Annotated in this window: 15 protein-coding genes and 1 pseudogene; 7 read left to right on the top strand and 9 right to left on the bottom strand. The window is 64.6% G+C overall.

Going from position 1 to position 22,438, the window contains the following annotated elements; genetic code table 11:
* Window positions 1–9: 9 nt before the first annotated feature.
* Window positions 10–1,563 (top strand): annotated as a pseudogene (gene tnpC / locus ACT53K_RS07975) (IS66 family transposase).
* 131 nt (window positions 1,564–1,694) lie between these two features.
* Here tnpC and ACT53K_RS07970 read toward each other — a convergent pair.
* Genes ACT53K_RS07970 through ACT53K_RS07950 form a run of 5 tightly spaced genes read right to left on the bottom strand, consistent with a single transcriptional unit; the run spans window position 1,695 to window position 6,551 of the window.
* Window positions 1,695–2,930 carry an aminotransferase class III-fold pyridoxal phosphate-dependent enzyme gene (locus tag ACT53K_RS07970; RefSeq protein ID WP_476228067.1) on the bottom strand — a complete coding sequence of 412 codons (1,236 nt, stop codon included), beginning with the start codon at window positions 2,928–2,930 and terminating at the stop codon, window positions 1,695–1,697.
* Entirely contained in the window at window positions 2,927–4,390 is a 1,464-nt protein-coding gene (locus tag ACT53K_RS07965; RefSeq protein WP_476228066.1) for a hypothetical protein, read from the bottom strand. The genes ACT53K_RS07970 and ACT53K_RS07965 overlap by 4 nt, the downstream gene beginning before the upstream one ends.
* Before the next feature lie 3 nt (window positions 4,391–4,393).
* Window positions 4,394–5,335 (bottom strand): hypothetical protein, encoded by a 942-nt coding sequence (locus ACT53K_RS07960; protein WP_476228065.1) that lies wholly within the window; start codon window positions 5,333–5,335, stop codon window positions 4,394–4,396.
* 43 nt (window positions 5,336–5,378) lie between these two features.
* Entirely contained in the window at window positions 5,379–6,347 is a 969-nt protein-coding gene (locus tag ACT53K_RS07955; protein ID WP_476228358.1) for an iron-containing redox enzyme family protein, read from the bottom strand.
* A 21-nt stretch (window positions 6,348–6,368) separates the two neighbouring features.
* Complete coding sequence (locus tag ACT53K_RS07950; RefSeq protein WP_476228064.1) at window positions 6,369–6,551, bottom strand: hypothetical protein; 183 nt, start codon at window positions 6,549–6,551, stop codon at window positions 6,369–6,371.
* A 668-nt stretch (window positions 6,552–7,219) separates the two neighbouring features.
* Between ACT53K_RS07950 and ACT53K_RS07945 the strand changes: the two genes are divergently transcribed.
* Together ACT53K_RS07945 and ACT53K_RS07940 are read left to right on the top strand one after the other, a co-directional pair.
* Window positions 7,220–9,631 (top strand): hypothetical protein, encoded by a 2,412-nt coding sequence (locus tag ACT53K_RS07945; RefSeq protein WP_476228063.1) that lies wholly within the window; start codon window positions 7,220–7,222, stop codon window positions 9,629–9,631.
* A 72-nt stretch (window positions 9,632–9,703) separates the two neighbouring features.
* The gene (locus ACT53K_RS07940; protein WP_476228062.1) at window positions 9,704–11,986 is read left to right on the top strand and encodes a Hint domain-containing protein; all 2,283 of its coding nucleotides are present in this window, start codon (window positions 9,704–9,706) and stop codon (window positions 11,984–11,986) included.
* Between the two features lie 102 nt (window positions 11,987–12,088).
* On the opposite strand, the gene ACT53K_RS07935 is transcribed toward ACT53K_RS07940, so the two are convergent.
* Both ACT53K_RS07935 and ACT53K_RS07930 read right to left on the bottom strand, forming a co-directional pair.
* Window positions 12,089–13,348 (bottom strand): M20/M25/M40 family metallo-hydrolase, encoded by a 1,260-nt coding sequence (locus ACT53K_RS07935; protein ID WP_476228357.1) that lies wholly within the window; start codon window positions 13,346–13,348, stop codon window positions 12,089–12,091.
* Window positions 13,349–13,389: 41 nt separating this feature from the next.
* Window positions 13,390–16,197 carry a TonB-dependent receptor plug domain-containing protein gene (locus ACT53K_RS07930; protein WP_476228061.1) on the bottom strand — a complete coding sequence of 936 codons (2,808 nt, stop codon included), beginning with the start codon at window positions 16,195–16,197 and terminating at the stop codon, window positions 13,390–13,392.
* Between the two features lie 107 nt (window positions 16,198–16,304).
* Here ACT53K_RS07930 and ACT53K_RS07925 point away from each other — a divergent pair, with 107 nt between their 5' ends.
* Complete coding sequence (locus tag ACT53K_RS07925) at window positions 16,305–17,306, top strand: cyanophycinase (protein ID WP_476228060.1); 1,002 nt, start codon at window positions 16,305–16,307, stop codon at window positions 17,304–17,306.
* On the top strand, window positions 17,303–17,740 hold the full coding sequence (locus tag ACT53K_RS07920; RefSeq protein WP_476228059.1) for an Lrp/AsnC family transcriptional regulator: 438 nt from the start codon (window positions 17,303–17,305) through the stop codon (window positions 17,738–17,740). The genes ACT53K_RS07925 and ACT53K_RS07920 overlap by 4 nt, the downstream gene beginning before the upstream one ends.
* Window positions 17,741–17,950: 210 nt before the next feature.
* On the opposite strand, the gene ACT53K_RS07915 is transcribed toward ACT53K_RS07920, so the two are convergent.
* Complete coding sequence (locus ACT53K_RS07915) at window positions 17,951–18,778, bottom strand: class I SAM-dependent methyltransferase (RefSeq protein WP_476228058.1); 828 nt, start codon at window positions 18,776–18,778, stop codon at window positions 17,951–17,953.
* Between the two features lie 739 nt (window positions 18,779–19,517).
* On the bottom strand, window positions 19,518–19,997 hold the full coding sequence (locus ACT53K_RS07910; RefSeq protein ID WP_476228057.1) for an RNA pyrophosphohydrolase: 480 nt from the start codon (window positions 19,995–19,997) through the stop codon (window positions 19,518–19,520).
* 92 nt (window positions 19,998–20,089) lie between these two features.
* Between ACT53K_RS07910 and ACT53K_RS07905 the strand changes: the two genes are divergently transcribed.
* Both ACT53K_RS07905 and ACT53K_RS07900 read left to right on the top strand, forming a co-directional pair.
* On the top strand, window positions 20,090–21,004 hold the full coding sequence (locus ACT53K_RS07905) for a histone deacetylase family protein (RefSeq protein ID WP_476228056.1): 915 nt from the start codon (window positions 20,090–20,092) through the stop codon (window positions 21,002–21,004).
* Window positions 21,005–21,056: 52 nt separating this feature from the next.
* Window positions 21,057–22,430: a cryptochrome/photolyase family protein gene (locus ACT53K_RS07900; RefSeq protein ID WP_476228055.1), complete on the top strand. Its 1,374-nt coding sequence runs from the start codon at window positions 21,057–21,059 to the stop codon at window positions 22,428–22,430.
* Window positions 22,431–22,438: the final 8 nt, after the last annotated feature.

Below are 22,438 nucleotides of genomic sequence, written 5' to 3'. Positions count from 1 at the left end.
TAAATCCGGGTGTCGGAAGCGCCCGTTTCCCCTGCTGATGCCACCGCGCGGATCGCCGCGCTGGAGGCGTTGCTGGCCCGGGCCAATGCCGCGCTTGCCGCCCGCGATCTGCTCATCGACAGCTTGCGCGGGCAGATCGCCCGGCTGCGGCGGATGCAGTTCGGGGCCTCGTCCGAGAAGCTGGGGCGCGAGATCGAGCAGCTCGAACTGGCGCTGGAAGAGCTGGAAGCCGAGCGCGACGCGGCGCCGGTAGAGGATAGCCCATCGGAGGCGACGGCGCGGCCGGCACCGGTCCGCAGCCTGCCGGCGCACCTGCCGCGCGAAGAGGTCGTCCACGAACCTGCCTCGGGCGCCTGCACCTGCCCGGATTGCGGCGGCGTGCTGCGCCGGCTGGGCATGGATGCGCATGAGATGCTCGACGTGGTGCCGGTGCGTTGGCGGGTGGTGCGCAACGTCCGCCCAAAATATAGCTGCCGGGTCTGCGAAAAGATCGTCCAGGCGCCTGCGCCGGCCAGCGCAATCGCGCGCGGCAAGGCCAGCTTCGCCACGCTCGCGCATGTCGTGGTGTCGAAGTTCGAGCACCATCTGCCGCTGTACCGTCAGGCGGAGATGATGGCAGCGCAGGGGCTCGACATCGATCGCTCGACGCTGGCCGGCTGAGCCGGACAGGCCACTGCGTTGCTCGATCCGGTCGTCGCCCGCATCCGCGACGAAGTCCTGCACGCCGACAAGATCCACGCCGACGACACCCCGGTGCCGGTGCTCGACCCCGGCCGCGGCAAGACCGCAACCGGGCGGCTATGGGTGTACGCGGCCGACGACCAGGCCTCGGGCAGCACGGCGCCGCGCGCGACCTGGTATCGCTTCACGCCGGACCGCACCGCCGCGCACCCGCTGGCGCATCTCGCCGGCTTTCGCGGATTCCTCCAGGCCGATGCCTATGCCGGCTATGACGGGCTTTACCGGCGTGGTGTGACCGAGGTGGCCTGCTGGGCGCATTTCAGGCGCAAGATCTTCGACTTGCACGAACGCACGCCCACGCCGCTGACCATCGACATCCTCGAGCGGATCGGCGCGCTCTATGCCGTGGAGGCGGAAGTGCGCGGCCAGCCACCAGATATCCGGCACCGGGCACGGCAGGAACGCACCAAACCGCTGGTCGGCGCCTTGCACGAAGTGCTCGACACCGCGCTGCGCCGCCTGTCGCCCAAATCCGACATGGCGAAGGCGATTGCGTATGGCACCAAGCGCTGGCCGGCACTGTCGCGCTTCCTCGACGACGGCCGGCTGGAGATCGACAACAACATCGCCGAACGCGCGCTACGCGGCGTCGCCATCGGCCGCCGCAACTGGCTGTTCGCCGGCTCGCGCGTGGGCGGTGAACGCGCCGCCGCCATCTACACCGTCATCCAGACCTGCAAGGCCAACGGTGTCGACCCGCAGGCCTATATCGCCGACGTCATTGCCAGGATCGCCGATGACTGGCCCGCAAGCCGCTGGGATGAACTCCTCCCGTGGAACTGGAATCGGCCAGCTGATCAGCCAACCGCCCAAGCCGCATAACCTGCGGCCTGCAGACCGCGCTTACGGCGATACCACCGGTTCGGAAGCAATTGCGGTCGAAGCCGCTCTCCATTCCCTCTCGGTGGCCGCCTGGCGAGGGTCGCACCGGGCGGGAATGTCGAATGCTCATCTCAGGCGAGCACGGCCGCCACGGATTCGACAAAGAGATCCGCATCCTCATCGGACAGGTTGAGGGGAGGTGTCACGCGGATCGAGCACGGCGCGTGCGCCACGCCCGTCACCAATATGCCGCTTCGGATCAGGTCCACGCATTTGCCGTTGGCGATTTGGGGATCCTGGCCCATCTCCATCGCGAGAAGACACCCTCGCCCATAGACGCGGACCGGGCGTTCCGGGGTTGCGCGCGCGATTCCCTCGATGATTCGTTCACCGATTCTTGTGGCGCGATCGATGAGCCCATCGTCGTTGATCATGTCGAGCATCGTCAGGCCGCAGGTCATGGCAAGGCGATTGCCGGCGAACGTGCTTCCGTGGATTTTGGCATGGCCGGGCCGACCATAGGTGGCGGCGAATACTTCCTCCGACATAAGGACGGCGGATAGCGGCACCGTGCCCCCTGTGAGCGCTTTGGAAACTAACACGATATCAGGTTGGAAACCGGGGCCTCCGGCGTGAAACGCAAACCAGCTGCCCGTTCGTCCCAGCCCCGTCTGCACCTCGTCGATGACGAGCAATGTGCCAAAGGTTCGACAAAGTTCGGCGGCGCGTTTCAGCGCGCCGCGCGACCAGCCATTGCCCGCATCCGAGCCAGGGACGATTTCGAGGACGAGCGCCGCGATCTCTCGGGACTGGAGGTTCGCTTCGAGGCCATCGAGATCCTCGGGCGCGATTTCTGCGGCGCCGACCCAGATGTCAGGGAAAGGTGCGCGCCACCAGTCTGATCCGGCAAGCGACGTCGCGCCAACCGAAAGACCATGGAAACCGCCGCGCACCCGAAGAAATCTGCGGCGCCGGGTTTGAGCGGCTGCCAATTTCAGACCAGTGTCAATCGCCTCGGCACCGGTGCTGCCGAACTGGACTTTTGTGAGATGGCCACCGGCCAGCGCGAGTAACCGCGCGGCCAGCTCGCCCGCTTCGGGGATGACACTGAGCGGCGCGATCATGGGTGTCCCCAGCTCCAAAGCGTCATGAAGCGCGGTGATCAGCCTCGGCGGATTATGACCCAGAGCCGCAGCGCCAAAGCCTGCGACCATGTCGAGCAGGCCCGTGCCGTCATCTCGTTTCAGCCAGCTTCCGTGCGCGCGAAATCCATCGACGGGCAGACCAACTGCTTTCAGAATTTCCGCCCAGCCGGGGTTTGCCACGCGCGCGTGAAGGTCGAGTATCTCTCTCGTGCGGTCGATCACGCCAGTTCGGGCGCGTTGTGTCGGCAAGCGAGTGCGAAATCGAACGCTTGCGGCAGCCGGAGCTCCGTCTGGCTTCCGTAGAAGTCCAACAGTGCCTCCCATGCCCTGAAGTTTAATTCGAAGACTAAGGCCAGCGCATCCAGGGCCTGCTGCTGCTCGGCAACATCGATCGCCGGAATGAGCGCGAGAGCCAATCGGGGAATGCTGGCGTGATTGAGGCCTAGGTTAAGGGTTTCGTGCTGGCGATAGATGGAACGGACTTCTGCATCCTCGGGCATCAGCGCGTCGACGCGCTCGTTTAGCGGAGAGGTCTCCCCGAGCATCCCCTCGGTAATGGCGACAGCGGCTAGGAATCCGATGGGTCCGCGCCGCGAGAGCATCGTGAAGACATCGACAAAGATCAGATGCAGTGGCAGCGGACACGCCGCATCCAGAGACGCTCCCGCGACTCCGAAGGCCGCACAGGTCGCCCGTTCGAAGCTTTCGTGGCCAACTTCCTCCGCGAAATAGCGGTAGATCAGGGCGCGTAAGGGGGCGTCGAGGTCTGCAGCCATCAGCGGCGTGATCATCTCCACGAAACGCCGCGTGACATGATATTCCTCGACGTGGCAGCCAATCGCGAGCGGCGCGTCCGCGGCAGCGAGATTGGACCATGCCTGCGCAAAGGCGCCGCTGCCCAGCGTATCGGCATGGCTGCGCATCGATCGTTCGGTCAGTTTGGCGAAGGCTGTACCCGAGAGTGGCGCTTGTGCGCGCGTCGGCTTGCAGCGACGCATCTCATCAGGCCCGAGGCTGTGCACCAACAGGGTTGCGATTGCGCTCACATGCGCGCGCATTTCGGCGAGCGAGTAGCCAGCGATCCCGTGGGCCGGCGCCGAAACGGCGCGCGGACGCATGCCGGCAAGTTCGCGCAGAACGTTTATCGCGACCTCAAACGCAGCGGGGTGGCTGGTCCGAAGGCGTGCCATGCTCAGACGCGCCACGGCACGATGGAACCTCTCGTCGTGCCAGGCATCGACCGCCTCGTCGCCGTCGCGGTCGATGCGCTCGAGCCAATCCTGCGCCGCCCCTGCGACCGCGGAGTCCCTCCCTCGACCCGTTAGCCGCCGGACATGCGCAATTGCAGCGGTAGCACATTCCACGGCCTCCCCATGCCACCGATGCAGATAGGGGGCCGGGTCGTCGTCGGCATCATCAATAAATGCCCAGGCGTCGAGATGTTCGATGAGCGCTCGCCAGCTGCCTTCGCCTTGCGCGCCCATCCGCGCCCATCGTTCGTCGGCGGGATCCCGCAGCGCTTCGAGATCCGACGCGATCGCGCTCGCAGCAGCGGCGGAGTCAACGCCGATGGTCCTGCATTCATCCGCGCGCAGCAACTCGACGAAGTCGCCCGATGTGCGGACCTCGACATCGGGCGCCAGCCGCGGCCGACGATATCTGGCGGTTTTCCAAGCGTCCATGGGCTAGTCAAACACGCGTGGGGACCGGTTCGACGGCTCCCCATAATAGGTCAGGATCTCGTGCTCCTGCAGGAGCATGGTCTCCGCCAGCACCGAAACGTTGCGCAAGACCACGACGCGCTCTTCTGCCGATACCGCAGGCACCAGCCCGAGGAGCTGCATCGAAATGCTCCCGTGATCGGCATCCTCGTTGACCCCGGAGTGCTGGCGGAGCGGCAGGTAAAAATCCTCCGCCAGGCCGAGGGCGACACATCGCATCTCAAACGCCTCGATGAACGCGGGCTGGGGCTGTTCGAAGAGGAAGAGGGCGGCCTGGAAGCTAAGCGGATGCTGCTGTGCATAGGCACCGAGCGAGGCGCAGATCTGGAAGGTTGTCGGAAGCGGCTGGAGCCCTTCCAGGCTGGCAGCGACGCCAACGGCGCGAAGCGCCTTCAGGAGAAATCGGTCGTGATCGAGTTCAGACACTAAAAACGCCTGCAATGCTGCGCGCATTGCCGGGCTGGTGGCGGTTGCCAGCGAAGGTGCAACGAGCGCCGGGGCCGCGCGGACAAGCCAGTAATATTCGAGTGCGTAGCCGACGAGTTGACGGCGGGTGGCGGTTCCATCGACCAATGCGCTGTGGAATCGCGAGGAGGAAAGTCGCTCGTGTAGCCGGCGGACCATGCGCCGAATGTCCCGGTTCAGCTGCGCACCGGAGATCACGCCTTCGGGCAGGGCGAACGCACTTTCCGTCAACAGATGGAGATTATCGAGCTGCTCGAGCAGCCCGGCAAGTTCGTCGATCTCGTCATGTTCCTCGGAAAGCGCTGATATCGATGCGCCGCCGCGACGAAGATCGCTGATCAAGCGCGCCATGGCGGGACGTCCGTCGACAGGAAACCGCAGCGTGTGGATCCCGGACGCGCCACGGAAGACCGCGTGATCCAGCGCCAGATCGACCTGCACCGACGTCCGCAGGCGGGGGGCTACAAGGGAGACCCTCTCCACGCTAGAGATCCGACACACGCCGGAGAAGCGCGGGCGCACGCGAATAATGGTCCCATACGCCCCGATAGAATGCGTCATAAAGTTCGACGAACAGATGCGTTTGCGCGCGTAGCCGCTGGCGGGTTGCACGGTCTACAAAGCCCAGGCTCGCGAAAATGGTTCGGGTCAGGCTGCCATGATCGGCATCGATGTTGATGTTCGAATGAAGGCGGAGCGGATGCACGAAAGCCGGATCGATCTTCATGCGCTCGCAGGCGTCGATGAAGGAGTCGGTTTTCATTCCCTGACCTTCGAGCAGACCGAGTGTTGTGAAGAAGAATATCGGGTCGGTCAGTGACCAGAACGCCAGCGCATTGCAGAGGCCCAGCGTCTGCGGCAGCGGAATGGAGTCGGCGAGATCTGCTCGGGTCAGGCCAAGCGTCTCAAGCGCGCGAAGCAGTATCTCGTCATGGCCATATTCTTCGGCGAAAAACGCGTTCAGCGCGAGGCGAACCGAGCGATTGGGCACGTACGACAAGACGGGCGCGTCGAAATAGCTCTCGCGGACGAGGAACTGCCAGTTTTCGATCACCATTCCGTGCACGACGTGTAACGGCATGTCGCCCGGACCACGCGCATCAAGGCAGGCCTGCCAGAAGGGATTGTGGTCTATCATCGATGCGCTGAGGTGATCTACGAGCTCTTCAAGCTCGATCAGAAACTCCAGCGCCGGGATAACGTCCGGTGTCGCGCTATCGTCGATCAGGTCGGCGTCGTCGAGCTCGGCAACGATAGCGCCGCAAAGCGAACGGAGCTCTGGCGCGAGACCTGTCTCGAGCTCTTCGATCGAAAGCGTGCCGTCCATCTGGCCGATCAATTCGACCAAACCCGGCGCGCCGATGTCTCCGGCGGCGAACTTGCGTCCGTCGTCATCAACGAGAATCGCGTCGGCTTCGGCAACGATCCGCCCTCGAAACCGAGGGCGGATCATATGGGCCACTTCCGACATCGCTTACAGGTGAAGCGCAATCAGTGTCGGCTTTGCACCCTCGTGCTCGACGCTGACGAGGAAGCGGCGATTACCTGTCAGGCCTGTTTTGACGAAAAGGTCCGCGCGATGGGCGTCCTTGGCCGCCTTTATTGAGTCATCGGAATGAACTTCGACGATTTTTGCGGGTGCTTTGCTTTCCGACATGGTGATCTCCTATGTCTTGGATAGTCAACGTGGATAATGTCTTATAAGAATGGAAATTTTGCAAGGAGGTTGCCGCCAATTCGGTTGAGATTTATTTCGTGATTCTGCCGTTTCTGGGATATTTTGCCTGAGGAGGGGTTCGTTGCACATGTGATTATATGCATTCTTTTGAATTGGCGTTTGTTTGAAGTTCTGTGTGGCAAATGGCTGGCCGCTTCCCACTGGCTTCGTGCTTCCGGAGTCGGCGCGCGGTCCGTTGCTCGCCGTGGCGTCGGACAGGGGCGGTTTCGACGGAGAGGTCGCCGGTCCAGCACATTGTCGTCAACCGCGAGTCGAGCGCGGTTTTTTTCTCCGAAGCCGGTTCGGCGGGGGATGGCGGCTGTACGGTTCAGGCGCAGCGAAAGTTGCAAGCACTCGCACTGTGATCGCGTGCAATATGTCGAGGTTGTGCTGTAATTTTCGTTGAATGTATTATAAATTGTTCGTGAGATTTATTCTTGTTTCGATGAAATTAGATTGTATAATTTGTAGCAATCAGTCGAAAACTAATATTTTATCTGGCGATGAATTTGTTAATTTTCAGTATTATTTAAATTGGTGATGAGAAGTGGTGCTTTCAGGAGTTTTTTCTTCTGGAGATGTTGATATTGCTTGCGGAGGGATAAGCAATGAAACTGGCAGTGGTGAAACACGATTTGGTGGATTGCCGTGCAGCCCATCGACGCGTCTATGCAGTCGAGCGGCTGGATGGGGAGACATGGCGCCCTTTTCAGCAGCTCGTAGTCACCAGTGAGGGCGCGACGCTCGGCGGCGAGTTGATCGACGCGATCGGCTATCAGGGCGCGAGCCACGCGCTCGTGCTACGCGGCCGGCAGAGCGATGGAAGTTTTAGCGCGCGTCTCGATCTCACCGAGTGCGGTCACGGCTTTGTCGGTTCGATGTCGACCGGCACTTCCGACCCGATCTCGATCCGCGGGGCCGCGATCGAATCGGTGTACCACACGCAGCGCCAGCCAGCCGACCAGCCCGCCGCACCCTGGGTCGATTGGGACAATTTTACCATCAAGACCGAGTGGCAGGATGGCGAGCTGCAGGTCCTCTACTTTCTCGGCGCCACCGATGTCAGCGATCGCGTGCGGGTAACCAAGGTTGATCGGCGCAAGGGCGAGACGACGCTCGAAATGCCGCCCGATTTCCTCAACCCGCCCTTCGCGCAGAACCAGTTTCTGATCGTGCTCTCCTCCGGTAGCCATTCGTTCCTCGGCACCTATGCCGATGACGCGGATACGTCGTTCCAATGGCGCGGCTCGCTCGCCCCGGCCCAGCTGGCGGAGCGGACGCCGCTTTTTGCCGCGACGGCAGTGGCGCGACGGGTCATTCGCTCGGCGGTTGCAGCCGAACCGGACCCCACGCGGCTGCAGGAACTGGACAACATCTCCTCGATCGAGATCGTGACCGGCGAGGACGGCAAGCAAATCACCGTCGATTACGCGCAGACGACGTGCGGTGGCTATTTCAGCCGTTGCCTCGCGAACGGTCTTGAGCAGAAGTGGATTGAAGGCATTTACGGCCATGGTTTCTCCGTGCCCGACGGCGTTCAGCGGATCTTCGACGAGAAGAAGCTGTTCTTCTCGTCCAATTCGGTGCTCAGCACCGGACAGATGCTCTATGACAATTTCTCCCGCGATGAACATTACAAGGATTTGATCAAGCGGATTAAGCCCGACGCGCTGAAGACCGCGTGGGAGGAAATGGGCAAGACCACCAAAGAAGGCCCGAGCTACCAGGACGTCAGCAGCGCGCTCTACATCGAGGGATATCGCGACGGTGTCGCGGCGATGCGCCCCTTCCTCAAGGATGATCCCGAGCGGTGGGCCGAGGCCTATTTCAACTGGCTGTGCGCACCCGAACGGATCCAGACCTGGCAAATCCAGGTTGCAAGCAAGATGTTCGACAATGTCCGGCAGCGCATGTACGAATGGTATGTCAAGCTTCAGGTGCTGGCGCCCCATCGCGATTTCGGCGAACGCTTCCTTACCATCGCCTATGCTGCGCTGATCGGGGTCAATTATTCAAAGTCGCAATGGTCTGAGGATTTGCGACCCTTTCTTGAGGCGACGCTGCAAAACGCCCGGGACGGCACGACCGACCCTGCCATCATGGATGAAGCGCAGCGCCACGCCGCCGAGGAGATTCAGGAGCAGATCCGCACGCTTATCCAGACCGCCGATCATATTCAGTCGCTGGTGACCGGCATCGCCGACGCGATCACCATCTGGCAGAACAAGCATGGCACCAGACCGTTGCAGCAGCTGGCCCAGGATGGCGAGTTGCAAAGGCTGGTTGGCGATCAGCTGCAAGGGCAGCAGTACCAGGCCTGGTCAGACCTGTCGCGCAAGGGCAAGGTTGGCGGGATACTCCAGACCATGTTCTATGGGGCCAGCGCCGCCTTCCTGATCTACTCCATCGCCGACAGTGCGGAAAAGCCCTTGACGCCGCGGCAGATTGTCGCGGACGTCAGTATGGGCATTCTCGCGATGGCCTTGCTGGTCAAAGGCGCCCAGAAGATGTTTTCGCTGGGCGTCGGCCGCTTCCTCGAGAATTTCTCGCGCGCTGGTCAGGGTGGCGCCTTTCGAACCTTCGCGGGCGACATTGCAACGTGGTTCAAGCAAGGCGGCAAGATCGTCCCCGAAGGCAAGATGGGCAAGGCCTTCGTCGCGATCTTCGGGGAAAACGCAACCGAGTTCATGGCGAAACGGATCGGACCAGCAATGGCGGTGGTCGGGCTGGTCCTGTCCTCCTTCATGCTGGCGGATGCGATCCGCTCGGGCGTCATCCGCGATATTGTCTTCGAAGCGCTCAACACCTTTTTCGCCCTCGCCGATCTGGTCTTTATCGGGCTGGAGCTGTTCAGCTTCGCCTGGGCCGGCCCGGTCGGGTTGGCGGTGGCCGCCGTCGGCATTATCGTGGTGCTCGTCCAGCTGATCTGGAACTGGATCGATCCGCCGCCACCGCCGCCGGACCCCATTACCGATTTCGTCAACGGTCCGATGGTGCAGAAGGGCTTCGCTCGCGCCTGACGCGGCACCGGCGCCGGACCAGTTCGGCCGGCGCTGGCCTTTCCTGCCCGATCTTCCTGTGGAGGCCGCGACATGCGATTGCTAACTCCCGCCACCCCGCGGGTGGCGCTCCTCGGCAACCCCGATCCGCTGATCGAGGACTTGGTCAACGTGCTGCCGGACTACAGCACAGGCGATCGCTTGCACGGCCTGTTCGTAAACAAGCTTATGGGCCGGTTGCCAGGCAATTACTCGCAGCTGATCGGAACGGGGCCGAGCTTCCTGAGCATCTTCTATCCGGGCTATCAGGCATCGCCGCTGCTGCCACTTCTCGACAGTCTGGGGCTCGACGACAATTGGTGGAGTGACTTTTCGATCGCGGTGCTCTGCCAGGCGATCGCCGACATGGCTTCGTCGATCCGTGGGCAGATGCTTGTCGACAGCATCAATGCCGATATTGCCAGCCGCAACGGCGCAATCCGCACCCGATGCGCGCGCGCCTATGCCGGTATGCTGAACGCGACCTTCTCCCCCGTTTCCGACATCGTGCGCCGGCTCGATCCCGCAACCGCCAAACGTAAGTTCCACGATTCGCTGCTGCAGAACGTACAGAGCCGTCAGCTCTGGTATCAGGCGGGGCAATGGACCAGCCCGGACTGGGAAGTGTTCAATCAATACGCCAAATATATGATCCTCGGCGCTTCGGACGCGGAGGTGGACGCACTCGCCAACGAGCTGCTCGCCGCCGGTCTGCCTTTGCCGGATGTGGTGAAGGCCAATGCCTGGCGTAGCTATTCCGAGCAGTTGCGCAACAAGCGTTCGGTCGACCAGAACGACATTCGCGACGCTGCTGCGGCAGCGATCCAGAAGACGACCTATCTGCCGAATTTCGGCGGCGGCGTGCCCGCCCAGATGCCCAATGGCAACTGCTACGAGTTCACCGCCAACAGCCAGCCGGGCAATCGTTTTCGCCAGCCGCCGTCCGGTTCCTGCTTCACCGGTGATACCGAAATACTGGCCGGCGACGGCACGCCGATCCGCCTCGCCGATCTGCGCCCGGGGCAGACCGTCGCGACGCGCAGCGGCGTCGCGACGGTCGGCTATATTCCGCGCCCGCCGCGGGCGGGGCGGACGCTTTACCGGCTGAACGATGGTGGCCCCGTTTTCACCGCAACGCATCCGTTCGTGAACGGCGTCGCCGAGAATGCCGGTGAGGCCAGACCGGCAGTGCTGGCCATCGATCCCGTTTGGCTGGGCTGGCAGCTGCCCAGCCTGGCGCCGGAAGGCATCGGCACGCTTGCGGAGGGGGCGACCGTGCTCGGTCGGATCGGCGGCGGTGCTGCGAGCGCGGTCAAGGTGGCGGGCGCCGCCGCCTTGCCACCGGACGCAGACGATACGCCGCTGTACGATGTCAACCTCAGTCCCGGAGGAGCCCAGGAATTCTGGGCCGGAAAGGATGGGGTCTTCTATCTGGTTGCGCCTGAATTCCCCGTCTTCGGCGCGGACGACGCCTGGGCCGTCGCCGCGGTCGCACTGTTCGAGGGGATGCTCGCTGGCGGCGCGCCCCTGATTACGGAGCGTGCGGAAGACGTCGTCGCCACGATCCAGCAGTTCGGGGCGGGACTCTATACGCGCGCACTCGATGCCGCGCTCGCTGCTACGCCTGCGTTTCCCAGTCCGGCGCCGCCATCCTCGCCGGTTGCGACGCGGATCGAAAGGATCTTCGCTGCCCTTTCGGCGCTTCCGCCCGGCCCGGCGAGTGCGGTCGCGACATTGTTCGATTCGGCAATGGCGACGATCGGCGCGCGGCTCGCCGCCTCAGTCGCGCTCGGCTGGCGCGACTGTCAGACCCTGGGCGGCAGTGTCTTGTCGATCACCATCTTCGATCTCGCCTTGACGCCGTCCACGCCGATCCCGGCGGACACGCTGGTCCGTCTGGAGCTCCGTGCGAGCGGCGGGGAAGCGACGCTCGACACCCGAATGTGGGATCGGCGCGGCCGGACCAACACGCGTTTCCACCACTATTTCGATCAGGTCGTGCACGTCGCGATGCGCCCGGATCAAGCGCTCGAGCAGCTCGCCTTCGCTGTCGCAATCGACGACGCGCCCGTCGCCACGCTGGTCGGCCAGGTCCCGATCGGTGCGCCCGACGCGAGACATGTTTTCCAGTCGGCGCCGATGACCGACGCCTTCGGCAACGCAATCGGCAACGTGATGTTCGACTGGCGGATCATCAGCGAGGATGTGGCGACCCGCGAACTCGGCAATAGCGGACTATGGACGCCGACAGCGGCTGCCGCCTATGCCGACGCGCTCGGATCGGGAATGGTGCAACCGGTTCTTACGGGACTAGAGGCGCTGCTGCCGAAACGCTGAGCGCCCGCATCCGCTCTTGAAATTGCCCTTGCCAGGCGCGTCGCGCAGGCCGTTCACGAGAGAGGTTTCGCGCGGCCGATGCCGTGCGGGTCGGCATCAACGTCAGTTGCGGGGCGGGGCACTCAGGCGGGTGATGAGAATGGCGGCGCGTTTGGCCTGGCGGCGGATGCTGGCAAGGTCGACCGTCTCGCCCGGGGCATGGTCGCCGGTGCTGTAAGTGCCGAGCCCTGCCAGGCTGTCGACATCATGTGCCACGAACGAAATGTCGCCGGCTCCGCGCTTCAGCGGATCGAGCGCGGGCATTTCTGCAAGACCGAGATCGCGATTGACGCCGTTCAGTGCCGCCAGCAGCGCCCTGTTGCCCGCGGTCGGCGCCATGGCGGGATAGCCTTCACCGAACTCGATCTTCGCATCGGTGCCGGGCGCATGGGCGGCAACGATCGCTTCCATCTTCGCCCGTACCCGCGCGGTCTGCTCGACGCTGAGCGTTCGGAAGTCACCGGCGGCGATCGCCGTTGCCGGAATGATGTTCGTCTTGCCTGCGGCCGTCGCCACGCCGCTATCGTCGATCTGCGCACGCGCGCCGCCGGCGACGATGCCCGCATTGAAGGTGAGATTGGGCTCGGGCAGCTCCTCGCGGAAGCGCGCCAGGATTCGTACCAGCTCGTTGGTCGCGCCATCGCCGAACTCGGGCGTGAAAATTAGCGAACTATGGCCGGTTTTTCCGGTCGCTGTGATTCGCCAGTCGGTGACCGAGCGGCGCGCGATCGATCCCATGTCGCGGCCATCCTCGATCACCAGCCCCTCGAAATCGAGTGCCACATCCGCGCGTCTGCCCGCCGCGATCAGGTCGGCGCGGGACAGCGTTTGCGGGGTGCCGGCATCTTCCTCGTCGCCTGTCAGCACGATCTCGATATTCGCGTTCTTGAGCGTGCCGGCGGCCTGCATCGCGCGCAGTGCGGCAACGATCACCACCATGCCGCCCTTGTCGTCGCCGGCCCCGGGGCCTTGCGCCTTGTCGCCGGTACGCACGAATTTCTGGAAGGGCGAGCTCGGCTCGAAGACGGTATCAAGATGGCCGATCAACAGGATGCGCTTGCCGCCCGGGCTGCCCCGATGCTCGGCAATCAGATGGCCGGCGCGGTGCACTTCCGCCATCGGCTTCCAGGTAACCGTGAAGCCGAGGGGCTCCAGCTCGGCGCGCATCATCGCGCCTATCCTGGTCACGCCTTCGAGGTTGAGCGTGCCACTGTTCTGATCCACCAGCCGCTGGAGCAGCGATACCGAGCGTTCATATTCGGCATCGACCGTACGGGCGATCACCGCCTCAGAGGTGGAAAGCTGCTGCGCTTTCACCGGCATCGCCGCGAGCGCCAGTGCGGCGACCAGCAGACCCCGCCCGATCACAGCCGCGCCCCGCCGAGCTTGTAGGTGAGTTGCACGTAGAAGCTGCGTCCGACCCCGTCGAACCACGAGATGTCATAATAGGGGTAGGAGCCGTAGGTGCGGTCCTTGATCGGGGCCTGATCGAACAGGTTGTTGATCGTCCCCGACAACCGGATGCGATCGGTGAGGCTATACTGTGCGGAAAGATTGAACAGATAGCTCGCCTTGATCCGTCCCGTCTGGGCGTAGTTGGGCAGTTCGCCCAGCCGCTGGCCGGTAAGAGTGGTCGAGAATTTGCCCAGATCCCAGGTGAGGCTCGCGGTGCCCTTGTCGCGGGGGATGTCGTAGCCGCTGTCATAGGCCAGCTTGCTGATCACCGGATCGCCCGGATACTGGCGGATACGGTGCGTGAACACATAAGTGTAGCTGGTGCTCAGCGCGAAGCTGCCTAGCGCCGCGGTCGGCACCCGGACATGCGCAGCGATGTCGATGCCGTCGGTCGTTTCCTCGGCGACGTTGATCGGGTTGATCGCGACGCTTTGCAATTGTCCGTCGAGCGCGCCGCCGACGTAACGCTGGACGCGGGCGAGCGCATCGACGCAGGTGGGCGAGGTGATGTCGACCGAAGTGCCCGCCACCGTCTTGCCGATCCGGCAATCGGCCTCGTCGCGCAGCAGCGTGTCGATGTTCATGTCGAGCACCTGGTTCTTCATTGCGACGCGGAAATAATCGGCCGAGACGTCGAAATGGCGCGAGGGCTGCCACACCACCCCGGCGTTGACCGAGGTGGAGGTTTCCGGGCGGAGCTTGCGGTTGCCGGTGCGACGCGAGACGATGCCTTCGTCGGCATAGCTGCAATCGGTGATGTCGCTCGGCTGGCCGGGATCGGTGCGGCAGAGATAATAGTCCGTGGCCGAAGGATGGGTGTTCCCGGGGCCGCGGAACACATAGTTGAGGTCGGGCGCGCGGAAGCCGGTGCCATAGGCGGCGCGCAGCATCAGCTTGCTGGTCGGCCGCACGATTGCGCCGAGATTATAGGTGAAGCGGCCGAACCCATTGCCGGCAAAGGCATAATGATCGTAGCGGCCGGCAGCGTCGATTTCGAGGAACGACAAGGCAGGCAGGCGCAGTTCGCCGCCCAGACCCCAGTGGCGGCGGGTTCCCTTGCCGTCCGAATCGATCAGGCCGACATAATATTGGGTCAGCGCCAGCGGATCCGGCTGCAGGTCATAGCCCTGGTTGCCTGCCTCGGCCGCGATCGCGAGGCCCGCCGTGCCGCCGGGCAGCCGGAACAGATCGGTGGTGCTCACCGTCGCGGCGACATTGTTGACCCAGCTTTTCGGGTGATAGACCGAGGTCGCGGTAATCGAGCGATATTCCGCCGGGGTCAGCGGCTTGTACAGTCGGGCGGGATCGGCATCGAACTCAGGATAGCCCGAGGACGGGTCAACGCCCACCTGCGGCCCGAGGAAGAAGTCGTTCGCCTTGGAAATGACGACGTGCGGGAAAGCGACGCGCGCGCTGTATTCGGCGTGATTGACGTTGACCTCGTAGCTCCAGCTATCCCCGAACCGGCCCTTGATGCCCGGCGTGACATCGTAGCTGGTCGACCGGTTGCGCGTCAGCCCCTGGTCCAGTCCGCCCATTTCCTCGGGGGTGAACTGGCGGGTCCAGTTGTCGAGCTGGGCGCCGCTGTCGGTCTGGCCGGGTGACAGATATTTGGGGTTGTAGAAGGTGCCCTCTTCATTGCCGTTCGGCGCGATATAGTTCCAGCTCAGCACGTCGCGGAACAGCTTGAGGTTCGATCGGCTCACCTGCACGTCGAGGAACAGCTCGGCATGGTCGCTGATTGTGTAGCCGAGCGCGCCATAGCCGCTGATTGACTGACGCTCCGAAATCATCGTGCCATAGGCAACCGAGGTGTTGCTGCCGCAGAAATGGCCGTCGCCGCTGATCGTGTCGCGGCGGGGGCGCGAGGCATAATAGGTCGAACCACCGTTGAGCGAGGATAGCGCGTCGCAGGTCGCCTTGCCGGGGTCGATATAGTAGAGATATTCGTCGGCGCGCAGAAAGGTGCGCCGGGCGAGCGCCGGGCCGGTAGGATCGTCGGTGGTCGAATCCTGATTGCGCCGCTGGTATTGCCAGAGCGGCCGCTGATCGAGCAGTTCGACGCCGACCACGCCGTGAAAGCCGCCCGTCTCCCAGCCGGTGGTGACGCTCAGCCGGTGCGATGATCCGCCGCCATGTTCGGTATCACCGAAGCGATAGTCGATCCGGGTGCCGTCCGGCTTCGACTTGAGCTGGAAATTGACGACGCCCGAAATCGCATCCGAGCCATAGATGGCCGAGGCGCTGCCGCTCAGCACCTCGATCCGCTCGATCAGGCCTACGGGAATATTCGAGATGTCGGTGAAGTTGCTGTTGCCGTTGAAGGGCAGGGGGAAGTCGGCGATCCGGCGACCGTTCACCAGCACCAGCGTGTGATTGGGCCCCAGCCCGCGCAGATCGACCTGCTGGGCGCCGGGGGTGAAGTCGGCGCCGGCGAAGCTCTGCTGGCTCTGCGTCTCGCCGCCATTCTGGGTGATCGCGCGCAGTACATCGGGCACGCTCTGATAGCCGTTGCGCAGGATGTCGTCGGCGGTGATCGTCGTCACCGGTGCCGGACCTTCCTTCTGAATGCGCGGGATGCGCGAGCCGAGTACGACGACCTCGGGGTCGCTCGCATCGCTTTGCGGTGCTGATGGCACCGTCTGCGCAAACGCCGCCGCAGGAAGCACCCAAAGGCTGCATCCCGCCAGAAATATCGCTGCCCGCCGCTGTTGCATGAACTCGACCCCCCCGAGAGAATGTGACATATTGATACTGGAAATCGTCAAAGTGGAATAACAAAAATGCAATATGATGGCTTGTGGGGCACGATTTGCACAGGGTGATGGCAAGGAAGCCACTGGTCGCCTGTGCCTTGGCGCTGCTCTCGCTGCTCACGCTCGGGGAGCGCGCGCTTTCGCGTCCCGGGCCTGCCTATAGCTATTATGTCGTCGGCGACACGCAGGCTAAGCGCCCGGCGCCCACCGCGCCGGCGCTGATGCTGGTGGGCGGCGGCGACTGGGACTATTCCGCGTTTCGCTGGTTCGCCGCGCATGCCGGACATGGCCATATCGTCGTGCTGCGCGCGTCGGGAGAGGGCCAGGCGGGCGAAGAGATCTACCACCAGGTCGGCGGCGTGGCCTCGGTCGAGACCATCGTCTTCCATGACCGCAGCGCGTCGAGCGATCCGCGCGTCTTGGCCATTCTGCGCGAAGCCGACGGTATCTTCCTGGCCGGCGGCGACCAGGCCAATTATGTCCGCTACTGGAAGGACAGTCCCGTGGCCGACGCGCTCGACGCGCATGTCCGCTCGGGGCGCCCGCTCGGCGGGACCAGCGCCGGGCTCGCAATTCTGGGCGGCACCGCCTATGGTGCAATGGATGGCGGCAGCATCGAAAGCCCTGTGGCGCTCGCCGATCCGGCCGGGCCTGCGGTGACACTGGTCACCGGCTTCCTGCATCTGCCGCGCATGGCGCATATCGTTACCGACACCCATTTCACGGTGCGCGACCGGCTGGGGCGGCTGATCGCCTTCGTCGCCAAGGCCAGGCAGACGGATCCGCAGGCGATCGGCCTCGGCATCGACGAGGGCGCGGCCCTGTGTGTCGAGGCGGACGGGACGGCGCGGCTGCACACTCCGCCGGGCGGTCATGCCTGGCTGGTGCAGCCGGAAGGCCCGGCGTCGCTCAGCCCGGGGACGCCGCTGGACTGGAGCGGGGTACGGATCACCGGCATCGGCCCGGAGGGGCGGATCGATCTCAACACCTTGCGGGTTACCCGCCCGGCGTTCACGGGCGTCGCCCGGGTCGTCGCGGGCAGGCTCATCGACGCGCCGAAGCCGGGATGACGGCGCGGGCAGAGGAGTTCGACCAGCAGTTGCTGGCGCTGCTGCGCGACGATGCGCGCCGCAACGTTTCCGAACTAGCCCATCTGCTCGGGGTATCGCGCACTGCGGTGTACAGCAGCATCGAACGCCTCGAGCGTCAGGGTACCATCGCCGGCTATACCGTTCGGCTGGGCGACAGCTATGACCGCAGCCTGATCCGCGCCCATGTGATGATCAAGGTCTATCCCAAGGCTACGCAAGCGACGCAGGACAAGCTGGCAACGATGCCGCCGGTGGCGGCACTCCACGCGATCTCGGGTGAATATGACCTGATCGCGATGCTGGAGGCCCAGTCCGTAGGCCAGTTGAACGACCTGCTCGATGCCATCGGCGCTTTGGAAGGCGTCGAGCGGACAACTTCATCGGTCATTCTCGCGACCAAGTTACAGCGCTAAGGGCGCCGCATTATCGCGTGGCAGACGACGCGGTCGTCACCACAAAAATCGAGAATATTGCCGCTGCAAGCCGCGCAACGTGCAACGGCAGATACTTCTTGTCGCGTTCGAGCTTCTGGAGGGCATCGAAAAGGTGCCGCAGGCTGGGCGTAACTACGCGTACTTGTCCAGCAAAATCCGCTCGCGTCTGCGCAAAGAGGCGTGTGCGTGTCATGCAGTGGCGGTGATGATCTCCACACGCGCCGGCATCCAGACCGTGCCATCGCGCACATTCGCGGCGCAGATTGCCGCCAGTCGCGCGCGTGCCCTGGCCTGTTCGGAGGCGCCGGCGTCGGCCAGCGGCGCGGCTGCCGACGAGGCTGCGAGCAGGAATTCGGCTGCCGCGTCTGGCGCCATACCCCCGCCGATTTGCAGATCGCCGCGCCAGGTCCGGGCCGCGCCATTGCGGAACCCAGCTGCTTGTAGCAACCCGAGCAGGCGGGATGGATCGCCATATCGACAGGGCCCGGGCGCATCGGGATCGGGCTGCGGCAGATCGATCACCGCGCCCACTGCCTCTCGTACGCTGGCCATGAAAGCAACATCCTTGCCCGGCCCCCAGACCGCGAAGGCCAACGACCCGCCGGGGCGTAGCCATTGGTGCAAATTGGCGAAGGCAGCTTCCGGATCTTCGAAAAACATCACCCCGAAGCGCGAGGCAAGGCGATCAAATCGTTCTGCCGGGCGGAAATCAGCGACATTGGCAAGGGTGAAGCCTGCGAGCCTCCCTACGCGAGCCTTGGCAGCCGCGATCAGCGCAGGCGAGATGTCGAACCCCTCGATCGTGCACGCTGGCGCGGCAGCTGCAATCGCGCGCGTCGTGGGGCCGCCGCCGGCGCCGATTTCCGCGATCCGCAAGCGACCGGAGAGGTTCAGCGCGGCGATCAGCGGGGCATCGACCGGTGACAGCATCGCCTCCATCGGGTCGAGCTGATCGCGCCATTGGGCCCCGCGGGACTCGGCCCAAGTTTGGCTCGATGGGGATTGGGTGTTGGCCATCGCATAAACTCCTCGGCGTTGGTGCCTGATATTTCCCGCGCCGCGCCCCGTCCATGCCGGTGATCGTTCGTCCCGGGCCAATCGCCGAAACGAGGAAGTCGTTTTCCTCGAACGAGCTGGCGATCAGCCACTCAGCTGGAGGCGTTGTCGCCTTCGCATACCGCGGTTCCCGTGCTCGGGTTGCTTCTGCTCGGCTTGGGTTTAACCTGTTGCTGCGCCACGAGGGTGGCGCCCAGGCGTGAGAACCTCGCTTGAGCGATGAAGCCCGCACCCTTTCGGCCGGGTGGCCGGTGCGCATGTCCAAGCCGCTTGCGGCCAAAGGCCTCGGCGCCGGGAAATAGGCCTGGATGCCGACCAGCGTCTGCCCGCGGGCCATGTCGATCTGCGGGGTTTTTGACCATGTCCGGCAAATGCTTGGCGAGCACCGCGGGCAGCAGGGTCGTCGAGCATCGTGCGCAGTGGAGTGGTAAGGCTGTTTACTTGCCCGAAGCGAGCGCCGCCTTGGTCCGCGCCTGGAGATCGTCGATCTCCGCTCCACAGGGGTCGCGCGACGCCACCGCCTTGCCGTCAGCAGAGAAGTCGAGGATCTCGTCGCCCGCTGCGGTGAAGCGCGGCCATGCCGGCAGGCCGCCGCCATTGGGATCCCCGGTCTTGGCGAAGTTTACCAGATAGGCGCTGATCGTCGCCGGTGTGATATGGGCCGGATCAGGTCCGCAGGCTCCAGCCCGTATCGCCCTTGTTACGGCAGGTGGGGCGCGAAAATGTCGAGGAGCTGCTGGTAGAGCGCGCGCTTGAAGGGCACGATCAGCTCGGGGAGTTCCGCCGGCTCGGCCCAGCGCCAGGCGCGGAATTCGGGTTCGGCGGTGACGATGTTGACCTGCTCGTCCTCGCCCAGAAAGCGGAACAGGAACCAGCGCTGCCGCTGGCCGCGCCATTTGCCCTTCCAGATCTTGCCGATCAGATCGTCGGGCAGGTCGTAGAATAGTTCGTCGGGTGCCTCCGCGACCAGTTCCACCAGATCGCGCACCACGCCGGTTTCTTCCCACAGCTCGCGAAAGGCGGCTTCCAGCGGGTCTTCGCCCGGATCGATCCCACCCTGCGGCATCTGCCAGGCCTCGACCACCGAATCGAGCCGCTGGCCGACAAACACGCGGCCGTGGCGGTTGAGCAGCATCACGCCGGCACAGGGGCGATAGGGAAGTGAAGCGATGTCGGTCATGGCCGCTCCTCTATCCGGCTTCGCGGGGCGGCGGAAGAGTGCGGCCGCAGGGGCAGCTTTATCGCGGACGTGGACCGCCCTAGCTTGGGGACGTGATCCCCGTCGTCCACCACCCCAGCTATGTCGCCCCGGCGCCCGCGCGCAGCACCTATCAGTGGAACAAGAACGGCCTGGTCCGCGACCTGCTCCGCGAACAGGCGGACGCCCTCGTCTGGCACGAACCCGATCCGATGCCCCGGCACTGGATCGAGGCGGTGCACGACCCCGATTATGTCGCCGAAGTGGTCGAGGCGCGGGTGCCGCCGGAAAAGACGCGGCGGATCGGTTTTCCGGTGACGCCGGAAGTGGCGCTGCGGGCCAGCTATGTGCCCGGCGGCACCTGGCTGGCGGCGCAACTGGCGCTACGGCATGGCTATGCGGCGAACAGCGCGGGCGGCAGCCACCATGCGCTGGCCGATACCGGCGCCGGCTATTGCGTGTTCAACGATCTGGCGATCACGGCAGTGCGACTGGTGGAGGAAGGCGATGTATCGCGCGTGCTGATCGTCGATTGCGATGTGCATCAGGGGGATGGGACGGCAGCGCTCACCGCCGGCTGGCCGGAGATCGCGACCTATTCGATCCATGCCGAGAAGAACTTCCCGGTCCGCAAGGCGCGCTCGACGCTGGACGTCGGCCTGCCGGACGGCACGGGCGATGCGGCATATCTCGCCGCGCTGGAGGAAAGTCTGGTGCCGTTGCTCGACCAATTCGCACCCGATCTGGTGCTATATCAGGCTGGCGTCGATCCGTTCGGCGGCGACCGGCTGGGGCGGCTGGCGCTGAGCGGGGAGGGGCTGGAGGCGCGTGACCGCTGGATCGCCCGCACGCTGCGCAGCCGGGGCATTCCCTTCGCCAGTGCGCTGGGCGGCGGCTATGGCGAAGATGCGATGGAAGTATCGCGCCGCCACCTCACCTCGATTCTGGCGCTGGGGCGCGAGGCGGCGCGCTTTTCATCGCCCGCCTGACCTGTCCCAGCGTACAGGTGGCGGCGTGGGTCGCCGATGCGTTTCTGATCGCATGGCTGCACCCGTCCTGCTCTGGTTTCGTCGCGATTTGCGCCTGGCCGACCAGCAGGCCCTGATCGCGGCAGCGGCGGAAGGGCCGGTGATCCCGGTCTATGTTCTCGACGACGAAACGGCGAAGCACCGGGCAATGGGCGCCGCTTCGCGCTGGTGGCTGCACCACAGTCTGGAGGCGCTGGACGACCGGCTGCGCGAAAAGGGCTCACGGCTGGTGCTGCGGCGGGGGTCTTCGGATGTCGCACTTGCCGCGCTGGCGGAGGAAACGGGGGCGACCCGCGTGCATTGCCTCCGCCATTACGAGCCCTGGTGGCGCAATGCCGAGCGGGCCGTGGCGAAGCGGCTGGATCTGGTCGCCCATGACGGCAATTACCTGATGCCGCCGGGCAGTGTGCGATCGGGCAGCGGGACGCCCTACCGGGTCTTCACCCCCTTCTGGAAGGCGTTGCGCGGTTCCTTGCCACCGGCGGCACCGGCCCCCGCGCCGCGCATCATCCCACCGCCCGCGCACTGGCCGAAGAGCGATGCGCTGGAGGATTGGGGGCTGCTGCCCCGTTCGCCCGACTGGGCGGGCGGCCTGCGCGCGGAATGGGAGCCCGGGGAAGAGGGGGCGCAGGCCCGGCTCGACGCCTTTCGCCGCCAGGCCGCGCGCTATGACGACACGCGCAACCTTCCGTCGATCGACGGAAGTTCGCGCCTGTCGCCGCACCTCCATTTCGGCGAGCTGTCGCCGGCGCAGGTGTGGCATGGCGTCGCGGGAGCCGGCGGGCAGGTGGAGGAATTTCTGCGCGAGTTGGGCTGGCGCGATTTCGCCCAGAACCTGATCTGCCAGTTCCCCGATTATGGCACCCGCAACGGCCGCGATGCCTGGGACGGTATGGCGTGGCGGGGTGGACCGGAGGCGAGGGACGATCTGCGCGCCTGGCAGCGGGGAGAGACCGGCTACCCGATTGTCGACGCCGGGATGCGTCAGCTCTGGGCGAGCGGCTGGATGCACAATCGGGTGCGGATGATCGCGGCGAGCTTTCTGGTGAAGCACCTGCTGATCGACTGGCGCGAAGGGGAGCGCTGGTTCTGGGACACGCTGGTCGATGCCGATTATGGCAACAATGCCGTCAACTGGCAGTGGGTGTCCGGCACCGGTGTCGATGCGAGCCAGTGGAGCCGGGTGATGGCGCCGCTGGTGCAGTCCGAGAAGTTCGACGCCGCCGGCTATATACGCCGCTGGGTGCCGGAACTCGCGCATCTGCCCGATGCGGCGATCCACGATCCGGAGGCGGCCGGGTGCCGCCCGTCTGGCTATCCGCCCAAGCGGATCGGCCACCGCGAAGGCCGCGAGCGGGCGCTGGCTGCCGGGCGCGTGCTGGCCTGAGGGGTTGC

It is taken from the genome of Sphingomonas sp. DMC8, assembly GCF_056314185.1.
This window is presented reverse-complemented; position numbering and strand designations above follow the sequence as displayed.